Below are 17,788 nucleotides of genomic sequence, written 5' to 3'. Positions count from 1 at the left end.
AATTGAAGCGCCTTTGTGAATGAACCGTAGGTTCCCGTTACGTCGGAATCCGGTGTCGCCATCCCTGCGTCACCCCCCCGCTCGGCGAATTGGCCAGCACCTCAGCGGTTGATCGACTGGACTTCCTGTACGTCCATGTCCTGGGTCGTCTCGAAGGTGCCGTCAGGCATTGTCTCGCCCGTGCCTCCCGTGCCTTCCCAGGAGATTTCCCAGGTGATGGAGGCCTTCAGCTGGTACGGCTTTCCGTCGGTGGCGCGGAGGTACTTGATGCCGCACGGCGGATCCTGTTTTGTCTTGCCCTTGGCGTAGGGCGTGCCGATGCTGCCGTCGTCGTTGATCTCGCATTCGCCCGATGCCGGGAAGGTTTCCGCGTCGGCCGTGCCCGGTTCCAGGTGCAGGCTCTTCGGCTTGGCCGTGGTCTCCGCCCAGAGCGGGGTGTTCGGGAGCTCCGCGCGGACCTTGACGTCCTTGAAGGTGCCCTTGTCCAGCCAGGCCCAAGTGGGCAGATTCACCGTCGACTTGGCCTCGGGCTTCAGCTCCACCTTGGTTTCCGGGACCTTGACCTTGTCGTACGCGTACTCGGCGAGCATCTTCGGCGTGGGGGCGTTCGGGTCGTCCGGGATCTCGTTCGCGTCGACCCAGAACATGATCCGGCCGCAGTCCCAGGACTTGGGGTCCGAGTCGTCGGGCGCGACGCCCCGCCAGAAACGGCCGTCCTTGCCCTCGTTGTAGTCCTTGTAGCCGTCGGCCTGGCTGTTCGAGTCCGCGTGCAGGTCGAAGTTGTCGGCCGGCTTGCCGTCGCGGTAGTGGTCGGTCCACAGGCCCTTGCCCCACCAGGACTCGTGAATGCCCACGTCGCCGCCGCCGTCCTTGTCCACGAACTCCTTGAGCTCCGCGGAGGTGAAGGCCGGTTCGTACCAGCAGGCGGGGGGCTCCCAGTTGGGGTCGATCGGGGCGAGGTTGCCCTTCTTGCCGCCGCTGTCGCCGCCGGAGGGGTACGAGAGCTGGATCGAGGAGACCCCGGCCGACAGGGTGCCCTTCTTGTCGGAACCGCCGCTCGGCTTCTCGCTGGACGGTGGCTGGGTGGTGTTGTCCCCGGGTCCTGCCGCGTGGGCGGCGCCGGCCGACCACAGCACGGCCGTCGCCGCGCATGCCGCGGACCATCGCACGGCACGGCGTGAGGATGTCATCGCCGGCACTCCTTCACTCGGCCCTCGACCTCGATCTGCAGCACCTTCCAGATCTTCTCCGAACCCTTGGGCTGCTTCATGAGGAGACGGAATTCCTGGTAGTCGTCGAGACTCGGCTTCGTGTACCTGATCTTCTTGGTCTCGACGTTCTTGCCGTAGAACTTGCTCTGGTCGCGGCACATGGTGACGAGCACACCGGCCGTGCCCACCTTGTCGGTCTTGGTGCGGTAGTAGCTGTCTGTTCCGGTGGCGGTCCATTTGTCGTCCACCCACGACTTGATCTGCTTCTGCGCGTAGCGGGTGGCGTTGCCCAGCGAATAGAACTGGTACGCCGGATCCTTGGGGTCCTGCGCGGTGATCCCGTGGTTGAGGGCCCGGATGTAGTTCTCGGCGTTTTCCTGGGCCGCCGCGTGACGCGGGTCGGACGACTTCGACGAGCCGAATTCGACCTTCAGGTCTCCCGGGAGACTGACGTCCGGCGCACCGGGCTTCGCGGGAGCCGAAGTCTTCGACTTCTCCGAGCCGCCGCCCGCCCCCTCGATCTTGTCCGAGGCGTCATCACTCCCACCGCCCCCACAGGCAGTGAGAAGCAGAGCCGCGCCCGTCACCAGCGCGGTCACGATGGGCATTGTGCGACGGGCCACGATTGCAGTCCCCCAGAGTTCGTTCGGCAGTTCGGCAGTTCGGCAGAGTCAGGTATGTGTGCAGGAGAGAATGGAGCCGGGCGACGCTACCAGCCGTGGGTTACCAGCACTGGTGGGCCCTGTGAAGGTTCTCGCGCCCCGCGTGATGACGGAAGCGAACGGTCCTCAAGTGCTACGTGGGCGCAGCGAATCCGTGCCGGAACTGTGACGAGGGGGCGTGAATGCCGGACGAATGCCCCCGCCAGGTGGTCAATCGCAGGGTTGGAACGGGCCGGATCGGGCGGGAAGCGTGCAAGGAGAGTTGCACTTACGGTGCAACTCGGGCTTAAACGGGCACCTGGAGAAGCCCCTTGAGGGCCGTTGCCCCCGGATTCCCCTGTCTGACCTTCGGCCCCTTCCGTACCATCGCCTCAGTACGCTCAGCGCAAAGACCGCTGCACACTCCCGAAGACCGTTGAAGACCCCTGCCCACCGCTCATCCCCATCCGCTCCCTCCCAGAGGACATCAGGACACCCGCCATGGCGCGCACCACTTCAAGTTCGACAGGCGGCCCGTCGGCTCCACGGAATCGGACGCCGCAGCCGCTGCCCCGGCGTCGACGTACGTTCGGGGACTTCGTCAAGGCGTTCCTCGCCTTCGTCGCGCTGGCCGCGCTGGTCTTCGGCGTGCCTGGCGCCCTCGCGTACGCCGTGGGGTGGCCGCTTCCGGGCGGTGCGCCCTCGCTGGACTGGTTGCAGCAGGAGATCACGGTCGGGACGTTCATCAACGTACTGACCGTCGTCGTCTGGCTCGCCTGGGCCCAGTTCACCGCCTGTGTGCTGGTCGAGGTCAAGGCCGCGCTCTCCGGTGTCGGCATGCCGGGCCGCATTCCCGGCGCCGGCGGCAGCCAGCTCCTCGCCCGGCAACTCGTCGCCGCCCTGCTCCTGGTGGGCGCGACCGCCGCCAGCTTCGCGCCGGGGCTCTCGCAGTTCGGGCAGTCGTTGGAGGGGAACCAGAAGCCCGCGTCCGCCGCTTCCGCTCAGCAGACCCCCGGCGGTCTCTTCGGGCAGGAGCAGGCAGGGAGCGCCGCAAGTGCCGTCGCCGAGCAGGCCGAGCAGGCGGCCGCCCATGCGGATGGGAGCAAGAGCGAGGACACGAAGTACTACCGGATCCAGCCGCCCGAAGGACGCCATCACGACTCCATGTGGGAGATCGCCGAGCGGCACCTGGGCGACGGACGCCGGTACAAGGAGATCTACCAGCTCAACAAGGACCGTGAGCAGCCCGACGGCTCGCGGTTGTCCGAGGCCAGCCTCATCCGGCCCGGCTGGATCATGGAGATGCCCGCGGACGCGCACGGCGGCGAGCTCGTCGAGATGCCCGACGAGGCGCCCAAGGTCTCGCAGGACGTGAAGGAGCAGATCTCCGACTACGCCAAGTCCGGCGACCACCAGCAGGGCGGCGGCGCCAAGGAGCAGGGCGGCGGTCAGCAAGGCGGCTCCGGCTCCGGCTCAGTCGATCGCGACACCGCGCACATCACCATTCCCGAGCAGCGGCCCTCCGAGGGCGGTGGACAGGGGCAGCAGGAGGCTCCCGTCGCCAGCAGCGGCAGCGAGTCCGAAGGATTTTCCTTCGGGCTGCCCGAGGCCCTCATCGGCGCCCCGCTCCTCGCCGCCGGACTGCTCGGCGCGCTCGGCCGCCGTCGGCGTCACGCGCTGTGGCAGTCCGCCATGGGTGCCATCGGCGGTCGTCGCGGCATGGAGCCGCCGACGCCGACCGGCGGCGCGGCCGACGCGATGGACGCGCTGCTCGTGGGGGCCGACCCCGAGGGCGTACGGCTTCTCGATCTGTCCCTGCGGGGGCTCGCCGCCTCGCTCGCCGAGGAGTCCCGGGCCCTTCCCACCGTGTACGCGGCCTGGCTCAGCGGCGGTGACCTGCACCTCCAGCTCGCCCAGCCCGCCGGACGCCCGCCCGCCCCCTGGCAGTTGGGGCAGGACCAGACGTTCTGGATGCTGGCGCGCACCGACGCCGAGCAGTACGAGGACGTGGACACCGCCGCTCCCTACCCGGGCCTGGTGAGTCTGGGAACGCTCGACGACTCGCGGCTGCTGCTCAACCTCGAAGCCGTACCCGGTGTCGTCTCGCTGAGCGGGCGCGAGGCCGACCGTGCCGCCGTCTTCGCCTCCGTCGCCGCCGAGCTGGCCACCAACGGCTGGTCCGACCGCATGACCATCACCCTCGTCGGCTTCGGACAGGACCTGACGCCGCTCGCGCCCAACCGTCTGCGGCACCTCGACGACATCGAGGCGCTGATCGAGACGATGGAGGCCGAGACGCGGCAGCGCCGTGGGGCGCTCGGAGCGGCCGGTCACGACTCCGTGCTCACCGGCCGTACGGGGCCCGCCCAGCACACCCGCTGGGCCCCGCACCTGGTGCTGCTCGCCGCCGAGCCCACCGGGGACGATGCCGTGAAGCTCGCCGAACTGGCCGCCGACGCGAGCCGGTTGGGCATCGGGTACCTCGTCGGCACCGAGTCCGGTGACCTGCCGGGCGCCGCCTGGGAGATGGAGATCACCCCCGAGGGCAAGCTCCTCGCCCCGCTGCTCGGCCTCGAGCTGGAGGCGCAGGCGCTGCCCGAGGCCCAGCAGCGGGCCGTCGTGGAGCTCTTCCTCGACGCGGACCCGGGGGAGGGCGGGACCGCAGGTTCCGCCGGTTCCGCCGGTTCCGGTCGTGTGGCCGCGACTCCGCCGTTCCTCGTCGACGTCACCGAGCAGGGGCGGCCCGCGGTGTACGCGCGCCTCGTCGGTACGTACGAGATCATCGGCCTCGACACTCCGGACGGCGAGCGCAGCCCGCTGATGCACGAGGCCCTGGCGCTGCTCCTGCTGCACCGCGAGGGCGTGCACCCGCGGGTGCTCTCCTCCGCGCTGTGGCCGCGCGGTGTCACCGAGGACGTGCGCGACGCGCTCGTCGAGCGGCTGCGGGAGTGGCTCGGCACCGAGCCCGACGGGTCGCCGCGCCTTTCGGCCGACCGGAGCGGGCGGCTCACGCTCGCCAAGTCCGTGGTCTCCGACCTGGACGTCCTGCGGTCGCTGTACCACGAGGCGACTCAGGGGCGCGGGGCCAACAGCCGGGCCGTGCGCGGGCGGATGCTCACCGATGCCCTGGTGCTCGTGCGCGGGCCGCTGCTCGCGGACCGGCCGCAGGGGCGGTACGCGTGGCTCACGCACGAGATCATCGACGCGCAGCTGCCGCTGCTCGTCGCCGACATCGGGCTCGCCCTCTCCGAGTTCCACCTGGAGAAGGGGCGCGCGGAGAAGGCCATCGAGGCGCTGAACGCCGCGCTGAACTCTTCTCCGGGGGATGAGCGGCTCTGGAACGAGTTGCTGCGGGCCACGCATGCGGTGGGTGACCCGGGGCGCCTTCAGCAGGTGGCTGCCGATCTCGTCGCCCGGAGTGGGGCGCGGGGCGTGCCGCCGCGTACGGAAGCCTTGCTGGACGAGCTGCTTCCTACCTGGCGCAGTGGCCTCACCGCCGTGGGGTAGTTCTTTCGCTGCGGAGGGTGGGGCGTTTCGAGGCCGCCGCTTCGCGGCGGACCTCTCCCACCCACCCACCCGTATCTCCGCATCTAGAGGGTGACCGTTGGACCCGCTGTTGTACGTCGTCGTCGGCAGCGCCCTCTGGGGCGCCGCCGCCGGGCTGCTCGTCCCCCGTGCCGTCTACCGGCTCTCCGTGCCGCCCGACGAGGCATGGCGGGACAGCTGCCCAGACGGGCACCCCCTGGGCGGCTGGGTCGGGCTCGCGCGGTGCCCGCAAGGCGACCGCTTCGGCCCCCGCACCCCGACCGTCGCCCTCGCCACCGCCCTCGTCTGCGCCGCCCTCGCCGCCGCCACAGGCCCGCGGCCCGAGCTGGCCGTCTGGCTGGTGCTCGCGCCCTTCGGGGTCCTGCTCGCCGTCGTCGACTTCGGTGTGCACCGGCTGCCCGACGTGCTGACTCTTCCGCTCGCCGCAGCCGCGCTCGCCCTCCTCGCGGGCGCCGCGCTGCTGCCTGAGCACGGCGGCTCCTGGGCGCACGCGCTGTACGGGGCGCTCGGGCTCGGCGGTGCGTACTTCGTGCTCTTCCTCATCAGCCCGAACGGCATGGGCTTCGGGGACGTGAAGCTCGCGCTCGGTCTGGGGGCCGTCCTGGGCTGGTACGGCTGGGGCGCGGTGCTGCTCGGCACCTTCGCCGGGTTCCTGCTCGCCGCCCTGTACGGGACAGTGCTGGTCATCGCGCGCCGCGCCGGGCGCAAGACGGCGATCCCGTTCGGGCCCTTCCTGATCGGCGGGGCGTTCGTGGGGCTGCTCTTCGGGGCGTACGCCGCCTGACGTCGGGCGGCCGAAAGGGCTGGCGTACGCTGGATCGGTCCGTCCAGAACCCTTACGAAAGGGACGCCCCGGTGACCGAGAAGGCCGACCTTCAGTCCGTCCTCGACCGTGCCGCCGCAGGTGGGCGGATCAGCGCCGAAGAGGCGCTCGACCTCTACCGCGATGCCCCGCTGCACGCGCTCGGCGCCGCCGCCGACGCCATCCGCCGCCGCCGGTACGCCGGGACCGAGCACATCGCGACGTACATCATCGAGCGGAACATCAACTACACCAACGTGTGTGTGACCGCCTGCAAGTTCTGCGCCTTCTACGCCGCACCGAAGGACACCAAGAAGGGCTGGACGCGCGACCTCGACGACATCCTGCGGCGCTGCGCCGAGACCGTCGAGCTCGGTGGCACGCAGGTCATGTTCCAGGGCGGGCACCACCCGGACTTCGGCGTCGAGTACTACGAAGAGCACTTCTCCGCGATCAAGAAGGCCTACCCCCAGCTGGTCATCCACTCCCTCGGCGCCTCCGAGGTCGAGCACATGGCCCGCATCTCGAAGGTCTCCGCCGAGGAGGCCATCCAGCGCATCCACGCCGCCGGGCTCGACTCCTTCGCCGGCGCGGGCGCCGAGCTGCTCCCGGCCCGCCCGCGCAAGGCGATCGCCCCGCTCAAGGAGAGCGGCGAGCGCTGGCTGGAGATCATGGAGATCGCCCACGGGCTCGGCGTCGAGTCGACGTCCACGATGCTCATGGGCACGGGCGAGACCAACGCCGAGCGCATCGAGCACCTGCGGATGATCCGCGACACCCAGGACAGGACCGGCGGCTTCCGGGCCTTCATCCCGTACACGTACCAGCCCGAGAACAACCACCTCAAGGGCCGGACGCAGGCCAGCATCTTCGAGTACATCCGCATGATCGCGATCTCGCGGATCTTCCTCGACAACGTGGCCCACATCCAGGGTTCCTGGCTGACCACCGGCAAGGAGGCCGGCCAGCTCACCCTGCACTACGGCGCTGACGACCTCGGCTCGGTGATGCTGGAGGAGAACGTCGTCTCCTCCGCCGGTGCCAAGCACCGCAACAACCTGCGCGACATGATCGACATGATCCGCAGCGCGGACCGCGTCCCGGCCCAGCGCGCCACGACGTACGAGCACCTCGTCGTGCACGACGACCCGGCGAACGACCCGACCGACGACCGCGTCGCCTCGCACATCTCGTCCACGGCGATCGAGGGCGGCACGGCCCACCCCGAGCTGAAGCTCCTCGCTTCCAACTGAGGCAACTGTGCGCACACTTCACGTCGCCGATGGGACCCCCGAGGCGGCGGTCCTGGTCGACGGGGCGGTCATCGCCGCCGTCGGCCCCTACGAGGAATTGGCCGCGGCGCACCCCGCTGCCCGCGTACGGCGCTGGCCCGGCATCCTCCTGCCGGGTCTGCTCAATCCGTACGGCCCCGAGATCCTCGAAGGCACCTACCACCCCGACCCGCGCGAGGCCGACGAGTTCGGCACGCAGCCCATCGGCGGGGAGCGCGCGCGGGCCGTCTTCCGCGCCGATCCGTCCCGTCTGGGCGCCAGCGCGCGACGCGGCGTGCAGCGGCTCTTCGCGCACGGCACGGTGGCCGTCGCGGGCGAACTGAAAGCCCGGCCCGTCATCGACACCGTCCGCAGGGCGGGCCTGGCGATCGGCCGGCGACCCGAGCGGCTGCCGGGCCCGGTGTCCCTGTCACCGACCCCACTGGTCCTGCTGCCACCCCTGAGGGAGGGTGCCCCGGCCCGCTTCGCGGTCTTCGACGTACCCGACCGCGCGGAGCTGGTACGACAGGGCACGGCGACATGCGTGGCGACGGTGATGGGCGGACGCCTGGTGTACCGAGCCCGCTGAGGGCCCCGTAAGGGGCGCGGGGAACTGCGCGAGCAACCACAAGGAACCCGCACCCGCCAGGCAGCCGCACCTGGCAGACGCTTCCGCGCAAAGCCCGCCGCAGGCGAAGTGCCCGCCGCAGGCGAAGTGCCCGCCGCAGGCGAAGTGCCCGCCGCAGGCGAAGTGCCCGCCGCAGGCGAGGCGGGCCGCGGCCAAGGCAGAAGCCCGGCCTGACACAATGGCCGGGTGACCCGAGCCTCCCTGGACAAGCAGCCGCACGAAGTCGCCTCGATGTTCGACGACGTGGCGGAACGGTACGACCTCACGAACGACGTGCTGTCGCTCGGGCAGGCCCGGCTGTGGCGCAAGGAGGTCGCGAAGGCCGTCGACGCGCGGCCCGCGCAGAAGGTCCTCGACCTCGCCGCGGGGACCGCCACCTCGTCGCAGCCCTTCGCGCGGGCGGGCGCGTACGTCGTGCCCTGCGACTTCTCGCTCGGCATGCTCCAGGTCGGCAAGGGCCGCCACCCCTGGATGCCGTTCACGGCAGGGGACGCGACGAAGCTGCCGTTCAAGGACGACACGTTCGACGCCGTCACGATCTCCTTCGGCCTGCGCAACGTCCACGAGACGGACGAGGCGCTGCGGGAGATGTACCGCGTGACGAAGCCCGGCGGCCGGGTCGTCATCTGCGAGTTCTCGCACGCGACGTGGGCGCCGTTCCGCACGGTCTACGAGGAGTACCTGATGCGGGCGCTGCCGCCGGTCGCGCGCACGGTCTCCTCCAACCCCGACGCGTACGTCTACCTCGCGGAGTCCATCCGCTCCTGGCCGGACCAGCCGACGCTGGCCGCGCGGTTGCAGGACGCGGGCTGGTCGAAGGTGGCGTGGCGGAATCTGACGGGTGGGGTCGTGGCCCTGCACCGGGGGTTCAAGGCCTAGGCCTGCGCTCTTTCCTGCGCCCTTTCCGCGCCTGGACCGGGAGTGCGCAGAATCCTGCGTTGTGAACCGAGTTGACGGGAACCAGCCGCCGGGCAAGATGTGTCCGTTGTGATACGACTCCGCCGACGCGGCGGGTCGATGCGAAGCCGCTCTTTCGCACCGGCCGCCGCGGGATCTTTCGGCACGGGTCGGTCATTCTGGTCATCTCCCCAATGACGGAGCGTTCCCATGGCGTCGCATTGCCCTCACTGCGGGGCACCCACCCCTGACGAGGCCCGCTTCTGCATGAAGTGCGGGCGAGAACGTCCGCGTGACACGACGGTGGACGCGGGGCCCGCGGAGCTGCCTGCGGCAGAGCTTGGCGGCCCGACCGGCGTTGGGGACTCCGGTGAGACCCCGGCGGCAGTGGCGGAGCCCGAGTCTGACGCACCCGCCGGTGAGGCGCCGGAAGCTCCGGCACCCGAGGGTGCGGGGCCCGAGGGTGCGGGACCCGAGGGTGCGGGACCCGAGGGTGCGGGACCCGAAGGTGCGGGACCCGAGGGTGCGGGGCCCGAGGGTGCGGGGCCCGAAGCGCCAGCGCCCGAAGCCACGCCCGCAGGACCCGGGTTCACCGCAACCTCCCTGCCCGCGCCCGTACTTCCGCCCGCCCCGGTGCCCGCCGCCCCCGCGCCTCCGCCCCCTCCCGCGTACGTTCCCGCCGCGCCCGCCGCGCCCGCCGCTCCCTCGCCCCTCGGCGCCTTCTTCGGACGGGCGTTCAGGGGCGACTGGGCCGGGGCCGCGCAAGCCGCCCTGTGGCCGGTGGGCTTGGTGCTCGTCGCGGCTGTCGCGCTGGCCATTCCCTCCTACGGGCAGGGCGACGACAGTGACGTCGTCGTCGGGTTCGGCGAGCGGATGCGGATCGCTCTCGCGCTGCTGCTCCAGGCCGTCGGCGGCGGCTTCGAGATCTCCGGGAGCGAGCGGCAGCAGTCGTCCCTCTTCGGCGGCGAGAGCTCCAGCGTGGACGTCGCCTTCGACGGCACCGCCACGCTGCACCTCATCCCGCTCACCGCCACCGCCCTGTGGATCGGGGCCCTCTTCATCGGCGTACGCATCCTGCGCAACCGCGTCCTCCTGCGCTCCGGAGGCCTCGGCGGCGGCACGGCGGGGCTCGAATCGGCCGTGCGCGTCACCCTGTTGGTGACCGTGGGCACCCTCGTGCTCAGCCTCTTCGCGCAGCCCGAGATCGAGGGCGTCGAGCTCTCCTCCTCGCCGGTGCTCGCCGCGCTCGGTGCCTTCGTCCTCGGAATCGCCGTGTCCGGCGGTGTGCTGCACCGCCACGACCTGGCCCACTGGCTGGCGGCGCGGCCCGGCTGGCAGGCGGCGTTCCGCGCCACCGGCACCGCGCTGCGGGCGCTCGCCATCGTGCTCGCGCTCTGCTCGGTCGTCGCGTTCATCAGCCTCGCCCAGATCGACGACCTCGAAGGCCTCACCGACCTCGACGACGCGGACGTGTCCCCGCTGCTCATCGCCCTGCTCCTGCTGCCGAACCTCGGCGCGGCCGCCCTCGGTCTCGGCTGGGGCGCGCCGCTCGACGCGTCGGTGCAGGGGAGTAGTTCGGCGTACGGCGGCGGCTACGAGAGCGAGTCGTTCGGGCTCTCCGAGCTCGGCGACGTCACCAACGACTGGGCGATCGTGGGCGCGTTGGCGCTCGGGCTCGTGTGTGCGCTGACCATCGGCGTCCTCGCCGCACGCCGCTCCGCGCACCGAGGCGAGCAACTGCTCGCCGCCGGTGTCTTCTTCGGGCTCTTCCTGCTCCTCGCCGGGCTCGGCGGATTCAGCGTCGACGCCTCCGGGAGCGCGGCGTCGGAGTTCGGCTCAGGCGGCGGCGGGAGCGGCTCGGGCAACGGCAGCTTCGAGGCGGGCGTGAGCGTGCCGGACGCGCTGTTGTTCGGGCTGCTCTGGGTGTTCGCCGCCGCGTTGATCGCGCCGTTCCTGCTCCAGATGACGGGACAGCGGACGGGCGTCGTGGCGCCGATGCCGCACGTCCCTCCGATGCCGGCAGGACCCGCGGGCGCGCCCAGCACTCCCAGCACTCCCAGCACTCCCGGTTCCGTGGCCACCGCGCCCACCGAAGGCGCCGTCGGTGCAGTCGGTGCAGTCGGTGCAGTTGGTGCCGTCGGAGCCGTGGGGCCCGTCAACGGCACCACCCCGGTGCCCCAACCCGCGTACGACCCGGCCGCGAACCCGGCCTACGCCCCCGCCGCCTACGACCCCAACACCTTCCAGCTGCACCAGCGGCCCCCGGCCACCCCCCAGTCCCGCCGCACCGCCCTCTGGGTCGGCACCCTCGCCGCCGCCTTCCTCATCGGCAGCGGCATCGCGGCCGGCGTCCTGCTCTGGCAGAACAACGACGACGGCAAGGCCGACAAGGCCGGGGGCAAGGACGACAAGCCCGCCATCAGCCGCAGCGAGGACCCCAGCGAGAACCCCACCGAGAACCCCACCGAGGCGCCCTCGCCGTCCCCCGCGTTCACTCCCACCGAAGAGCCGAGCGAGACCCCCGACACCGTGGACGAGGGCCCCGAACTGCCCGCAGGGTACGACCTGGTGTCCGACGTGAGCGGCTTCGAGTTCGCCGTGCCCGACGGCTGGACCCGGCACGGCGAGGAACGGCCGGGCCAGGTCGTGTACGGCGGGTCGACCGGCCGGGAGGAGTTCATCGTCGGCGTGGTCCCGAACGCCCCGTACACCTCGTACGAGAACTTCACGACCATCGAGAAGGACGCCAAGAAGGACCCGAAGAAGTCGGACTACGAGCGGATCCGTCTTGAGCCGAACACCTTCCAGGGGCGCAGCGGCGCGATCTGGGAGTACACCTACACCGACACGGCGGGCCGCGAGATCCATGCCCTGAACCAGAGTTACGTCGCGGACAACGGCACCGAGTACGCCATCCAGCTCTCCTGGCGCGCGGACTTCTGGCCCGCGGGCGAGGGCGAGGAGACCCACCGGACCGCGCTCGAGCACTGGCGGATCAACGGCTGAGGGGCTGCCTGAGGGACGGCCTGAGGGACTGGCCGAGGGGCCGGGCGGCGGCTGGAGCACGGCTGGGGCACGGCTAGAGCACGGCGCCGACCTCGTTGTTGCCCGGCTCGTCCAGTTCCTGGCGCAGCCCGCCGTCCCCAGGCCCCGGGCGGCGCGGCTCGCGCACTCCCGCGCCGCCGTCGCCCTCGCCGGGGCCGAGCTCGAACCAGACGGTGACGACGGCGTCGCGCGGGATCCACGTGTCGGGGAGCGGGTACTGCCGGACGACATGGTCGAGGACGACGAGGTGGAAGTCGGGGCGGTCCGGCGCCGCGAGCAGCACGCCGTGCTTCGCCGCCGACTCGCGCGCGTCGACGGCCATCAGACCGATCAGCCGCGGCACGCGTACTTCGCCGGCTGTCCTGGGTGCCTTCGGCACGGGCGTCACCCCCCAGCGGTACCGGCAGGGTAGACCCCTACAGGGCGAGCCGGAAGCGGTGTGCCTCCCGCTTCGACACCGGCGTCGTGAAGGTCTCGGCCAGCTCCATGCCGAGCCGCCGGGTCACCGCGACGGACCGTTCGTTGCGGGCGTCGACCATCGCCACCACGTGCCCCACGCCCGCCGCGCGCACCCGCTCCAGGGTGGCCTGCGCGGCGGCGGTCGCGTACCCCTTGCCCCAGGCGGCGCGGCCGAGCCGCCAGCCGATCTCGATCTCGCCCTTGGGTCCCCAATCGTGCGGCCAGGGCTGCGCCCCGGTGAAGCCGATCGGCTCGCCGTCCGCGTCGAGCAACGTCCAGAAGCAGAAACCGTGTTCGGCGTCGTGTCTGCGCTGCCGGGCGGTCAGCTCCTCGTACACGGAGAGCTCGGCCGGCGCGCCGCCGTGGAACTCCATGACGTCCGGGTCGTCGAACAGCCGGTGCCAGACGAAGGCGTCCTCGTGGGTGGGAACACGCAGGTGTACGGCGGGCAGGGTCTTCGTCGGCAGTGCCTGCTTTGTCACGGGTGGCCCTTCGGCTGGCTGATCAGTACCGCTGCATAGACTGCCCATAACCCGTGCCCTCCGGCACACAGATTTCGAGCCTTGGGGAGAACCCGCCGTGACCGAGCCCCAGCCCCTCACCGAACACACCGCTGATGTGATCGTCGTCGGGGCCGGGCCAGCCGGTTCCACGACCGCCTACTACTTGGCGAAGGCCGGACTCGACGTACTCCTCCTGGAGAAGACCGCGTTCCCAAGGGAAAAGGTCTGTGGCGACGGCCTGACGCCGCGCGCCACCAAACAGCTCGTCTCCATGGGGATCGACATCTCCGAGGAGGCGGGCTGGCTGCGGAACAAGGGCCTGCGCATCATCGGGGGCGGTGTTCGGCTCCAACTCGATTGGCCGGAACTCGCCGCCTACCCGAACTACGGCCTCGTCCGTAAGCGCGACGACTTCGACGAGCAGCTCGCCAACCAGGCCCAGAAGGCGGGCGCCCGACTGCACCAGCGGTGCAACGTCGGCGCCCCGATCGTCGACGACCGCACGGGCCGCATCACCGGCGTGCACGCCAAGCTCGGCGAGGAGAAGACCCCGGTCACCTTCCACGCCCCGCTGGTGGTCGCCGCCGACGGCAACTCGACGCGGCTCTCCCTCGCGATGGGTCTGCACCGCCGCGACGACCGCCCGATGGGCGTCGCCGTCCGTACGTACTTCACCTCGCCCCGCCACGACGACGACTACCTGGAGTCCTGGCTTGAGCTGTGGGACCGGCGCGGCTCCGAGGACCGGCTCCTTCCCGGCTACGGCTGGATCTTCGGCATGGGCGACGGCACGTCGAACGTCGGGCTCGGCATCCTCGACTCCTCCTCCGCCTACAAGGAGCTGGACTGGCGCGAGGTGCTGAAGGCCTGGTGCGCCTCGATGCCGGAGGACTGGGGCTACACCCCGGACAACATGACGATGCCGATCCGCGGCGCCGCCCTGCCCATGGCCTTCAACCGCCAGCCGCACTACACCAAGGGCCTGCTCCTGGTCGGCGACGCGGGCGGCATGGTGAACCCCTTCAACGGCGAGGGCATCGCGTACGCCATGGAGTCCGGGCAGATCGCGGCGGACGTCATCGTCCAGGCGCACGCCCGCCAGACCCCCGCCCAGCGGGAGTTGGCGCTGCACCGCTACCCGAAGGTCCTCAAGGACACCTACGGCGGCTACTACACGCTGGGCCGCGCCTTCGTGAAGCTCATCGGCAACCCGAAGGTCATGAAGATCGCCACGCAGCGCGGCCTGACCCACCCGATGCTGATGCGCTTCACGCTGAAGATGCTGGCGAACCTGACCGACCCGACGGGCGGCGACGCGATGGACCGCATCATCAACGGCCTGAGCAAGGTGGCTCCGAAGGCGTGAGGCTGGGCGGCTGAGCGGAAGCCGAGCGCAGTGACCCTGTCGGGAGTATGGTGGCAAGTATGGCTACTAAGAAGGTGACCGTCACCATCCCCGAAGACCTTCTTGAGGAGATCCGTTCCGAGGTGGACGAGCGCGGGATCTCGGCGTACGTGACCGAGGCCCTGCGCGCCCAGCGCGACCGTGACCAGCTGAGGGAACTTTCCGACTGGCTCCAGGAGGAGCATGGCCCGGTGACCGACGAGGAGCGGCAACAGTTCGCGGCGGAACTGGCCGAGATCGAAGCCGAACATGCCCGGCGCCGTGACCACGGGAGCAACGGGGCGGCGGCTTGACCAGGCAGGCGCCGAGCCGGAAGCCGGTGTCGGTCTTCGTGCTGGACTCCGAGGCGTTGTCGCAGGCCGTACGCGGCGACCGGCGCATGATCGGCGTGATCGAGGGGGCGGCTCGAGGCGAGGTCGACCTGGTGACGTCGCCCATGACCCTTGTCGAGGCCTTCGACGGCAAGGTGAAGGAGCAGCGCTGGGATTGGGTTCTCTCCCGTGTCGTGGTCGCCGACATCGGCAAGCAACAGGCCCGCGCGGCACGCAAGTTGCTCGCCGACGTCGGTTTGCACGGTCACAAGTACGCGATCGACGCCGTGCTTGCCGTCGTGGCCATGGAGCAGCGGGGGCACGTCACCGTCTTCACCTCAGACGTCGACGACCTGGAGAAGTTCGTCCCACCGCACATCGTCGTCCGCAAGGTCTGATTTGGCCGTAGTGCGTGGTCGGAGGCACGCTGAACCCATGATTTTCATCGCCGTCAAGTTCACCGTCCGCCCCGAGCACGCCGACACCTGGCTGGAGCGGACCGCCGAGTTCACGCGGGCCACGCGCGCGGAGGAGGGCAACCTCTTCTACGACTGGTCCCGCAGCGTCGACGACCCCAACCAGTTCGTCCTCCTGGAGGGCTTCGCCTCGCAGGAGGCGGGCGCCGCGCACGTCGGTTCCGACCACTTCAAGGCCGCCATGGAGACGATGTCCGAGGCGATCGCCTCGACCCCGGAGATCATCCACACGGAGATCCCGGGCAGCAGCTGGTCGGAGATGGGCGAGCTCTCGCCGAAGAGCTGACGCCTGCGCCTCGCTGGACGCACAGAAGGGCCGGGAACCCCACAGGGGGTTCCCGGCCCTTCCAGGTGGCTGTGAGGGCCCTCAGAGGACGCGCACGGCGCCGTCGGCGGGGTAGCCCGACAGGTCCTGGATGACAACGCCCTTGCCGGGGTTGGCGGCGTCGAGGTACTGGCCGTTACCGATGTACACACCCACGTGGTACGCGGAGCCCGCGCCGCCCCAGTAAAGGATGTCGCCCACCTGGACGTTGGAGAGCGAGACCGGCGTACCGGAGACCGACTGGTCCTGCGAGACGCGCGGAAGGTCCACGCCCGCCTGCTTGAACGCGGCCTGGACGAGGCTGGAGCAGTCCCAGGCGTTGGGTCCGGAGGCACCCATGACGTACGCGTCGCCGAGCTGGGCCTTGAGGAAGCTGATGACCGAGCCGACGCTGCCGCTGGCCGGGGCGGGCGCCTCGGCGGTCGAGGCGCTGGAGCCCGAACCGGCGGCGCTGAGCGTCGTGCGCTCGGCGGAACGCGAGGCGCGCTCCTCCTCCGCCTTCTTCTTGGCGGCGGCCTCGGCCTTCGCCTTGGCCTCGGCCTTCTTCTCGGCCTGGGCCTGGTCTTCCTTGGCCTGCTTGGCGGCCTTCACGGCGGCCGCGTCCTGCTCGGCACGGAGCTCGTAGCTGTCGGCGGTCTGCTGCGTGGCTTCCGCGGACTGCGCGATCTGCGTGGAGAGATCCGTGGTGAGCGTGGGCATTTCGATGGTCTCGGTCACCGGCTCGGCGGCGGTCGCCGTGCCAGCAGCCGCGGCCACTGCCAGGGTGCTGAGGACGCCACCGGCAACTCCGGCGCGCAGGGCCTGCTTCGTGGCGCTACGACGGGGCTTCCGGTGGCTGGGTATGTGAGCGGTGTGGGACATGAGACCAACCGCTATCAGGGAGTCCGGGTTCCCTTCAAGAAACGTGGGCTGCGCCACAGTTGCCCGCGGAGGCCTCGAATCCCGGGCGTGTCACTTCTTATTGACGCCGTAACGGGCAATGCGGACAACGGCGATCACGCCTGTGATCATGGGTTTTCTGCGATACGCCCGAATTGCCCGTGGACTACCACCGGTTGAGTCGGTTGGCCAAGCCCCGCTTCTCCGCCGGATCATGGGGTGTGGCACAGGTCACATGTTTGACCCTAGGGGATCTCCCTGAGATCCCGCCGAGACCTTCCTGAGATCTCCCGAAGAAATCAGGGGTGTTGTGGGTGTGGGGGATCGGTGACGGATCGACGCCGGATCGACGAGGGGTCGGTGTCCGGTCGATGGGGAGCCGGTGTTCGGTCGATGCGGAACCGGTGGCGGATCGATGCGGAATCGGTGGCGGTCGATGCGGAGCCGACGGCGGGGTCGATGTGGATCGGGTGCCGATTCGACGCGCTCGGTCCGAGCGCGTCGAATCGGGTTCCGTCGGTCGGCTCGGTGTGAGCGTGCCAGTCGACTCGGCGCGAGTGCGTCGAATCGGCCTCCCTCGGCCGCGTGCCGACCGCTCGTGAATCCGTGCACGCGTCCATGGCCGTCCACCCTCATCCACACCTCTCCCGCCAAAGTGTGAACGAGCCGCCACTATCAAGCCATCGCGTCCAGCGCCAATTTGCTTGCGGCGGCCATCGCTTGATAGAGCGACCCCCTCCCGACCAGCGGTAACTCGCTGAGATGTCACCTCTGGTGATCACTCAGGCGCTTCGCGTATGAAGATCACCGCTCATCCGACTTCATGATCCTTCGTCAGGTGGTGGAGATCACAAAGCCGTTGTCGCACCCCGTGTCGCAGATCACAGACCGGCGGGCATAAGATGCGGGGCAGTTGGGCTTGTGACCTGCTTCACATGTACGCGATCTTCGTGAGTGCGGGCCGCGGTCCGATGCAACCGCCAACAGTCAGTGCCGACTGAGAGGAGCGAGGAGCGTGAACGCCTATGCGCCCATCCTCGTGCTGGGAGCCCTCGGGGCAGGCTTTGCGATCTTCTCCGTGGTCATGGCCACGCTTATCGGTCCAAAGCGGTACAACCGCGCCAAGCTCGAGGCGTATGAGTGCGGAATCGAGCCGACGCCGACTCCGGCCGGTGGTGGGCGATTCCCCATCAAGTACTACCTGACGGCGATGCTCTTCATCGTCTTCGACATCGAGATCGTCTTCCTTTACCCCTGGGCCGTCACGTTCGACGCGCTGGGGATTTTCGGGCTCGTGGAGATGCTGCTCTTCGTGCTCACCGTCTTCGTCGCGTACGCGTACGTATGGCGGCGCGGCGGCCTGGAATGGGACTAAGGGTCTGAGGGGCA

Annotated in this window: 16 protein-coding genes and 1 pseudogene; 12 read left to right on the top strand and 5 right to left on the bottom strand. The window is 70.2% G+C overall.

The genetic code is table 11. The annotated features are described in order from the left end of the window. Nucleotides 1-101 precede the first annotated feature (101 nt). Nucleotides 102-1,190, bottom strand: coding sequence for a hypothetical protein (locus M4V62_RS18870; protein ID WP_249588416.1), 1,089 nt, complete (start codon nucleotides 1,188-1,190; stop codon nucleotides 102-104). Beyond that, nucleotides 1,187-1,819 (bottom strand): hypothetical protein, encoded by a 633-nt coding sequence (locus tag M4V62_RS18865; RefSeq protein ID WP_249592894.1) that lies wholly within the window; start codon nucleotides 1,817-1,819, stop codon nucleotides 1,187-1,189. The genes M4V62_RS18870 and M4V62_RS18865 overlap by 4 nt, the downstream gene beginning before the upstream one ends. Before the next feature lie 534 nt (nucleotides 1,820-2,353). Here M4V62_RS18865 and M4V62_RS18860 point away from each other — a divergent pair. From M4V62_RS18860 to M4V62_RS18830, 7 genes and pseudogenes are all read left to right on the top strand, one after another. Beyond that, on the top strand, nucleotides 2,354-5,359 hold the full coding sequence (locus tag M4V62_RS18860; protein WP_249588415.1) for a BTAD domain-containing putative transcriptional regulator: 3,006 nt from the start codon (nucleotides 2,354-2,356) through the stop codon (nucleotides 5,357-5,359). 97 nt (nucleotides 5,360-5,456) lie between these two features. Continuing rightward, the gene (locus M4V62_RS18855) at nucleotides 5,457-6,182 is read left to right on the top strand and encodes a prepilin peptidase (protein ID WP_249588414.1); all 726 of its coding nucleotides are present in this window, start codon (nucleotides 5,457-5,459) and stop codon (nucleotides 6,180-6,182) included. Between the two features lie 71 nt (nucleotides 6,183-6,253). Next, nucleotides 6,254-7,453: a cyclic dehypoxanthinyl futalosine synthase gene (gene mqnC / locus M4V62_RS18850; protein ID WP_249588413.1), complete on the top strand. Its 1,200-nt coding sequence runs from the start codon at nucleotides 6,254-6,256 to the stop codon at nucleotides 7,451-7,453. A 7-nt stretch (nucleotides 7,454-7,460) separates the two neighbouring features. Then, nucleotides 7,461-8,060 carry an imidazolonepropionase-like domain-containing protein gene (locus tag M4V62_RS18845; RefSeq protein WP_249588412.1) on the top strand — a complete coding sequence of 200 codons (600 nt, stop codon included), beginning with the start codon at nucleotides 7,461-7,463 and terminating at the stop codon, nucleotides 8,058-8,060. Between the two features lie 225 nt (nucleotides 8,061-8,285). Continuing rightward, a complete protein-coding gene (locus M4V62_RS18840) occupies nucleotides 8,286-8,978 on the top strand; it encodes a demethylmenaquinone methyltransferase (protein WP_249588411.1) in 693 nt (230 codons plus the stop codon). 228 nt (nucleotides 8,979-9,206) lie between these two features. Continuing rightward, nucleotides 9,207-9,275 (top strand): annotated as a pseudogene (locus M4V62_RS43915) (zinc-ribbon domain-containing protein); the annotation flags it as partial. 108 nt (nucleotides 9,276-9,383) lie between these two features. Further along, nucleotides 9,384-12,002 carry a hypothetical protein gene (locus tag M4V62_RS18830; protein ID WP_249593233.1) on the top strand — a complete coding sequence of 873 codons (2,619 nt, stop codon included), beginning with the start codon at nucleotides 9,384-9,386 and terminating at the stop codon, nucleotides 12,000-12,002. A gap of 73 nt (nucleotides 12,003-12,075) precedes the next feature. On the opposite strand, the gene M4V62_RS18825 is transcribed toward M4V62_RS18830, so the two are convergent. Both M4V62_RS18825 and M4V62_RS18820 read right to left on the bottom strand, forming a co-directional pair. Beyond that, nucleotides 12,076-12,363: a serine/threonine kinase gene (locus M4V62_RS18825; protein WP_249592893.1), complete on the bottom strand. Its 288-nt coding sequence runs from the start codon at nucleotides 12,361-12,363 to the stop codon at nucleotides 12,076-12,078. A 94-nt stretch (nucleotides 12,364-12,457) separates the two neighbouring features. Beyond that, complete coding sequence (locus tag M4V62_RS18820) at nucleotides 12,458-12,982, bottom strand: GNAT family N-acetyltransferase (protein ID WP_249588410.1); 525 nt, start codon at nucleotides 12,980-12,982, stop codon at nucleotides 12,458-12,460. 97 nt (nucleotides 12,983-13,079) lie between these two features. On the opposite strand from M4V62_RS18820, the gene M4V62_RS18815 reads away from it, so the two are divergent. Genes M4V62_RS18815 through M4V62_RS18800 form a run of 4 tightly spaced genes read left to right on the top strand, consistent with a single transcriptional unit; the run spans nucleotide 13,080 to nucleotide 15,481 of the window. Beyond that, nucleotides 13,080-14,369, top strand: a complete 1,290-nt coding sequence (locus M4V62_RS18815) for a geranylgeranyl reductase family protein (RefSeq protein WP_249588409.1) — start codon at nucleotides 13,080-13,082, stop codon at nucleotides 14,367-14,369. 59 nt (nucleotides 14,370-14,428) lie between these two features. Continuing rightward, nucleotides 14,429-14,701, top strand: coding sequence for a ribbon-helix-helix domain-containing protein (locus M4V62_RS18810; protein WP_249588408.1), 273 nt, complete (start codon nucleotides 14,429-14,431; stop codon nucleotides 14,699-14,701). Continuing rightward, the gene (locus M4V62_RS18805; RefSeq protein ID WP_249588407.1) at nucleotides 14,698-15,117 is read left to right on the top strand and encodes a PIN domain-containing protein; all 420 of its coding nucleotides are present in this window, start codon (nucleotides 14,698-14,700) and stop codon (nucleotides 15,115-15,117) included. The genes M4V62_RS18810 and M4V62_RS18805 overlap by 4 nt, the downstream gene beginning before the upstream one ends. A gap of 37 nt (nucleotides 15,118-15,154) precedes the next feature. After that, a complete protein-coding gene (locus tag M4V62_RS18800) occupies nucleotides 15,155-15,481 on the top strand; it encodes a putative quinol monooxygenase (RefSeq protein ID WP_249588406.1) in 327 nt (108 codons plus the stop codon). Between the two features lie 81 nt (nucleotides 15,482-15,562). Here the strand turns inward: M4V62_RS18800 and M4V62_RS18795 are convergent, their stop codons facing one another. Then, nucleotides 15,563-16,381, bottom strand: coding sequence for a C40 family peptidase (locus M4V62_RS18795; protein ID WP_249588405.1), 819 nt, complete (start codon nucleotides 16,379-16,381; stop codon nucleotides 15,563-15,565). A gap of 1,033 nt (nucleotides 16,382-17,414) precedes the next feature. On the opposite strand from M4V62_RS18795, the gene M4V62_RS18790 reads away from it, so the two are divergent. Continuing rightward, nucleotides 17,415-17,774 (top strand): NADH-quinone oxidoreductase subunit A, encoded by a 360-nt coding sequence (locus tag M4V62_RS18790; protein WP_003992243.1) that lies wholly within the window; start codon nucleotides 17,415-17,417, stop codon nucleotides 17,772-17,774. The last annotated feature ends 14 nt before the right edge of the window (nucleotides 17,775-17,788 follow it).

The sequence above is a fragment of the Streptomyces durmitorensis genome (assembly GCF_023498005.1).
GTDB classification, from domain to species: domain Bacteria; phylum Actinomycetota; class Actinomycetes; order Streptomycetales; family Streptomycetaceae; genus Streptomyces; species Streptomyces durmitorensis.
Note: the sequence above shows the minus strand (reverse complement) of the source record. Positions and strands in the feature narration are given on the sequence as shown.

Coding starts and splice junctions, on each gene's coding strand:
- M4V62_RS18870 (WP_249588416.1), bottom strand. CDS start 1,190: ATGACATCCTCACGCCGTGCCGTGCGATGGTCCGCGGCATGCGCGGCG.
- M4V62_RS18865 (WP_249592894.1), bottom strand. CDS start 1,819: ATGCCCATCGTGACCGCGCTGGTGACGGGCGCGGCTCTGCTTCTCACT.
- M4V62_RS18860 (WP_249588415.1), top strand. CDS start 2,354: ATGGCGCGCACCACTTCAAGTTCGACAGGCGGCCCGTCGGCTCCACGG.
- M4V62_RS18825 (WP_249592893.1), bottom strand. CDS start 12,363: ATGGCCGTCGACGCGCGCGAGTCGGCGGCGAAGCACGGCGTGCTGCTC.
- M4V62_RS18810 (WP_249588408.1), top strand. CDS start 14,429: ATGGCTACTAAGAAGGTGACCGTCACCATCCCCGAAGACCTTCTTGAG.
- M4V62_RS18800 (WP_249588406.1), top strand. CDS start 15,155: ATGATTTTCATCGCCGTCAAGTTCACCGTCCGCCCCGAGCACGCCGAC.
- M4V62_RS18795 (WP_249588405.1), bottom strand. CDS start 16,381: ATGTCCCACACCGCTCACATACCCAGCCACCGGAAGCCCCGTCGTAGC.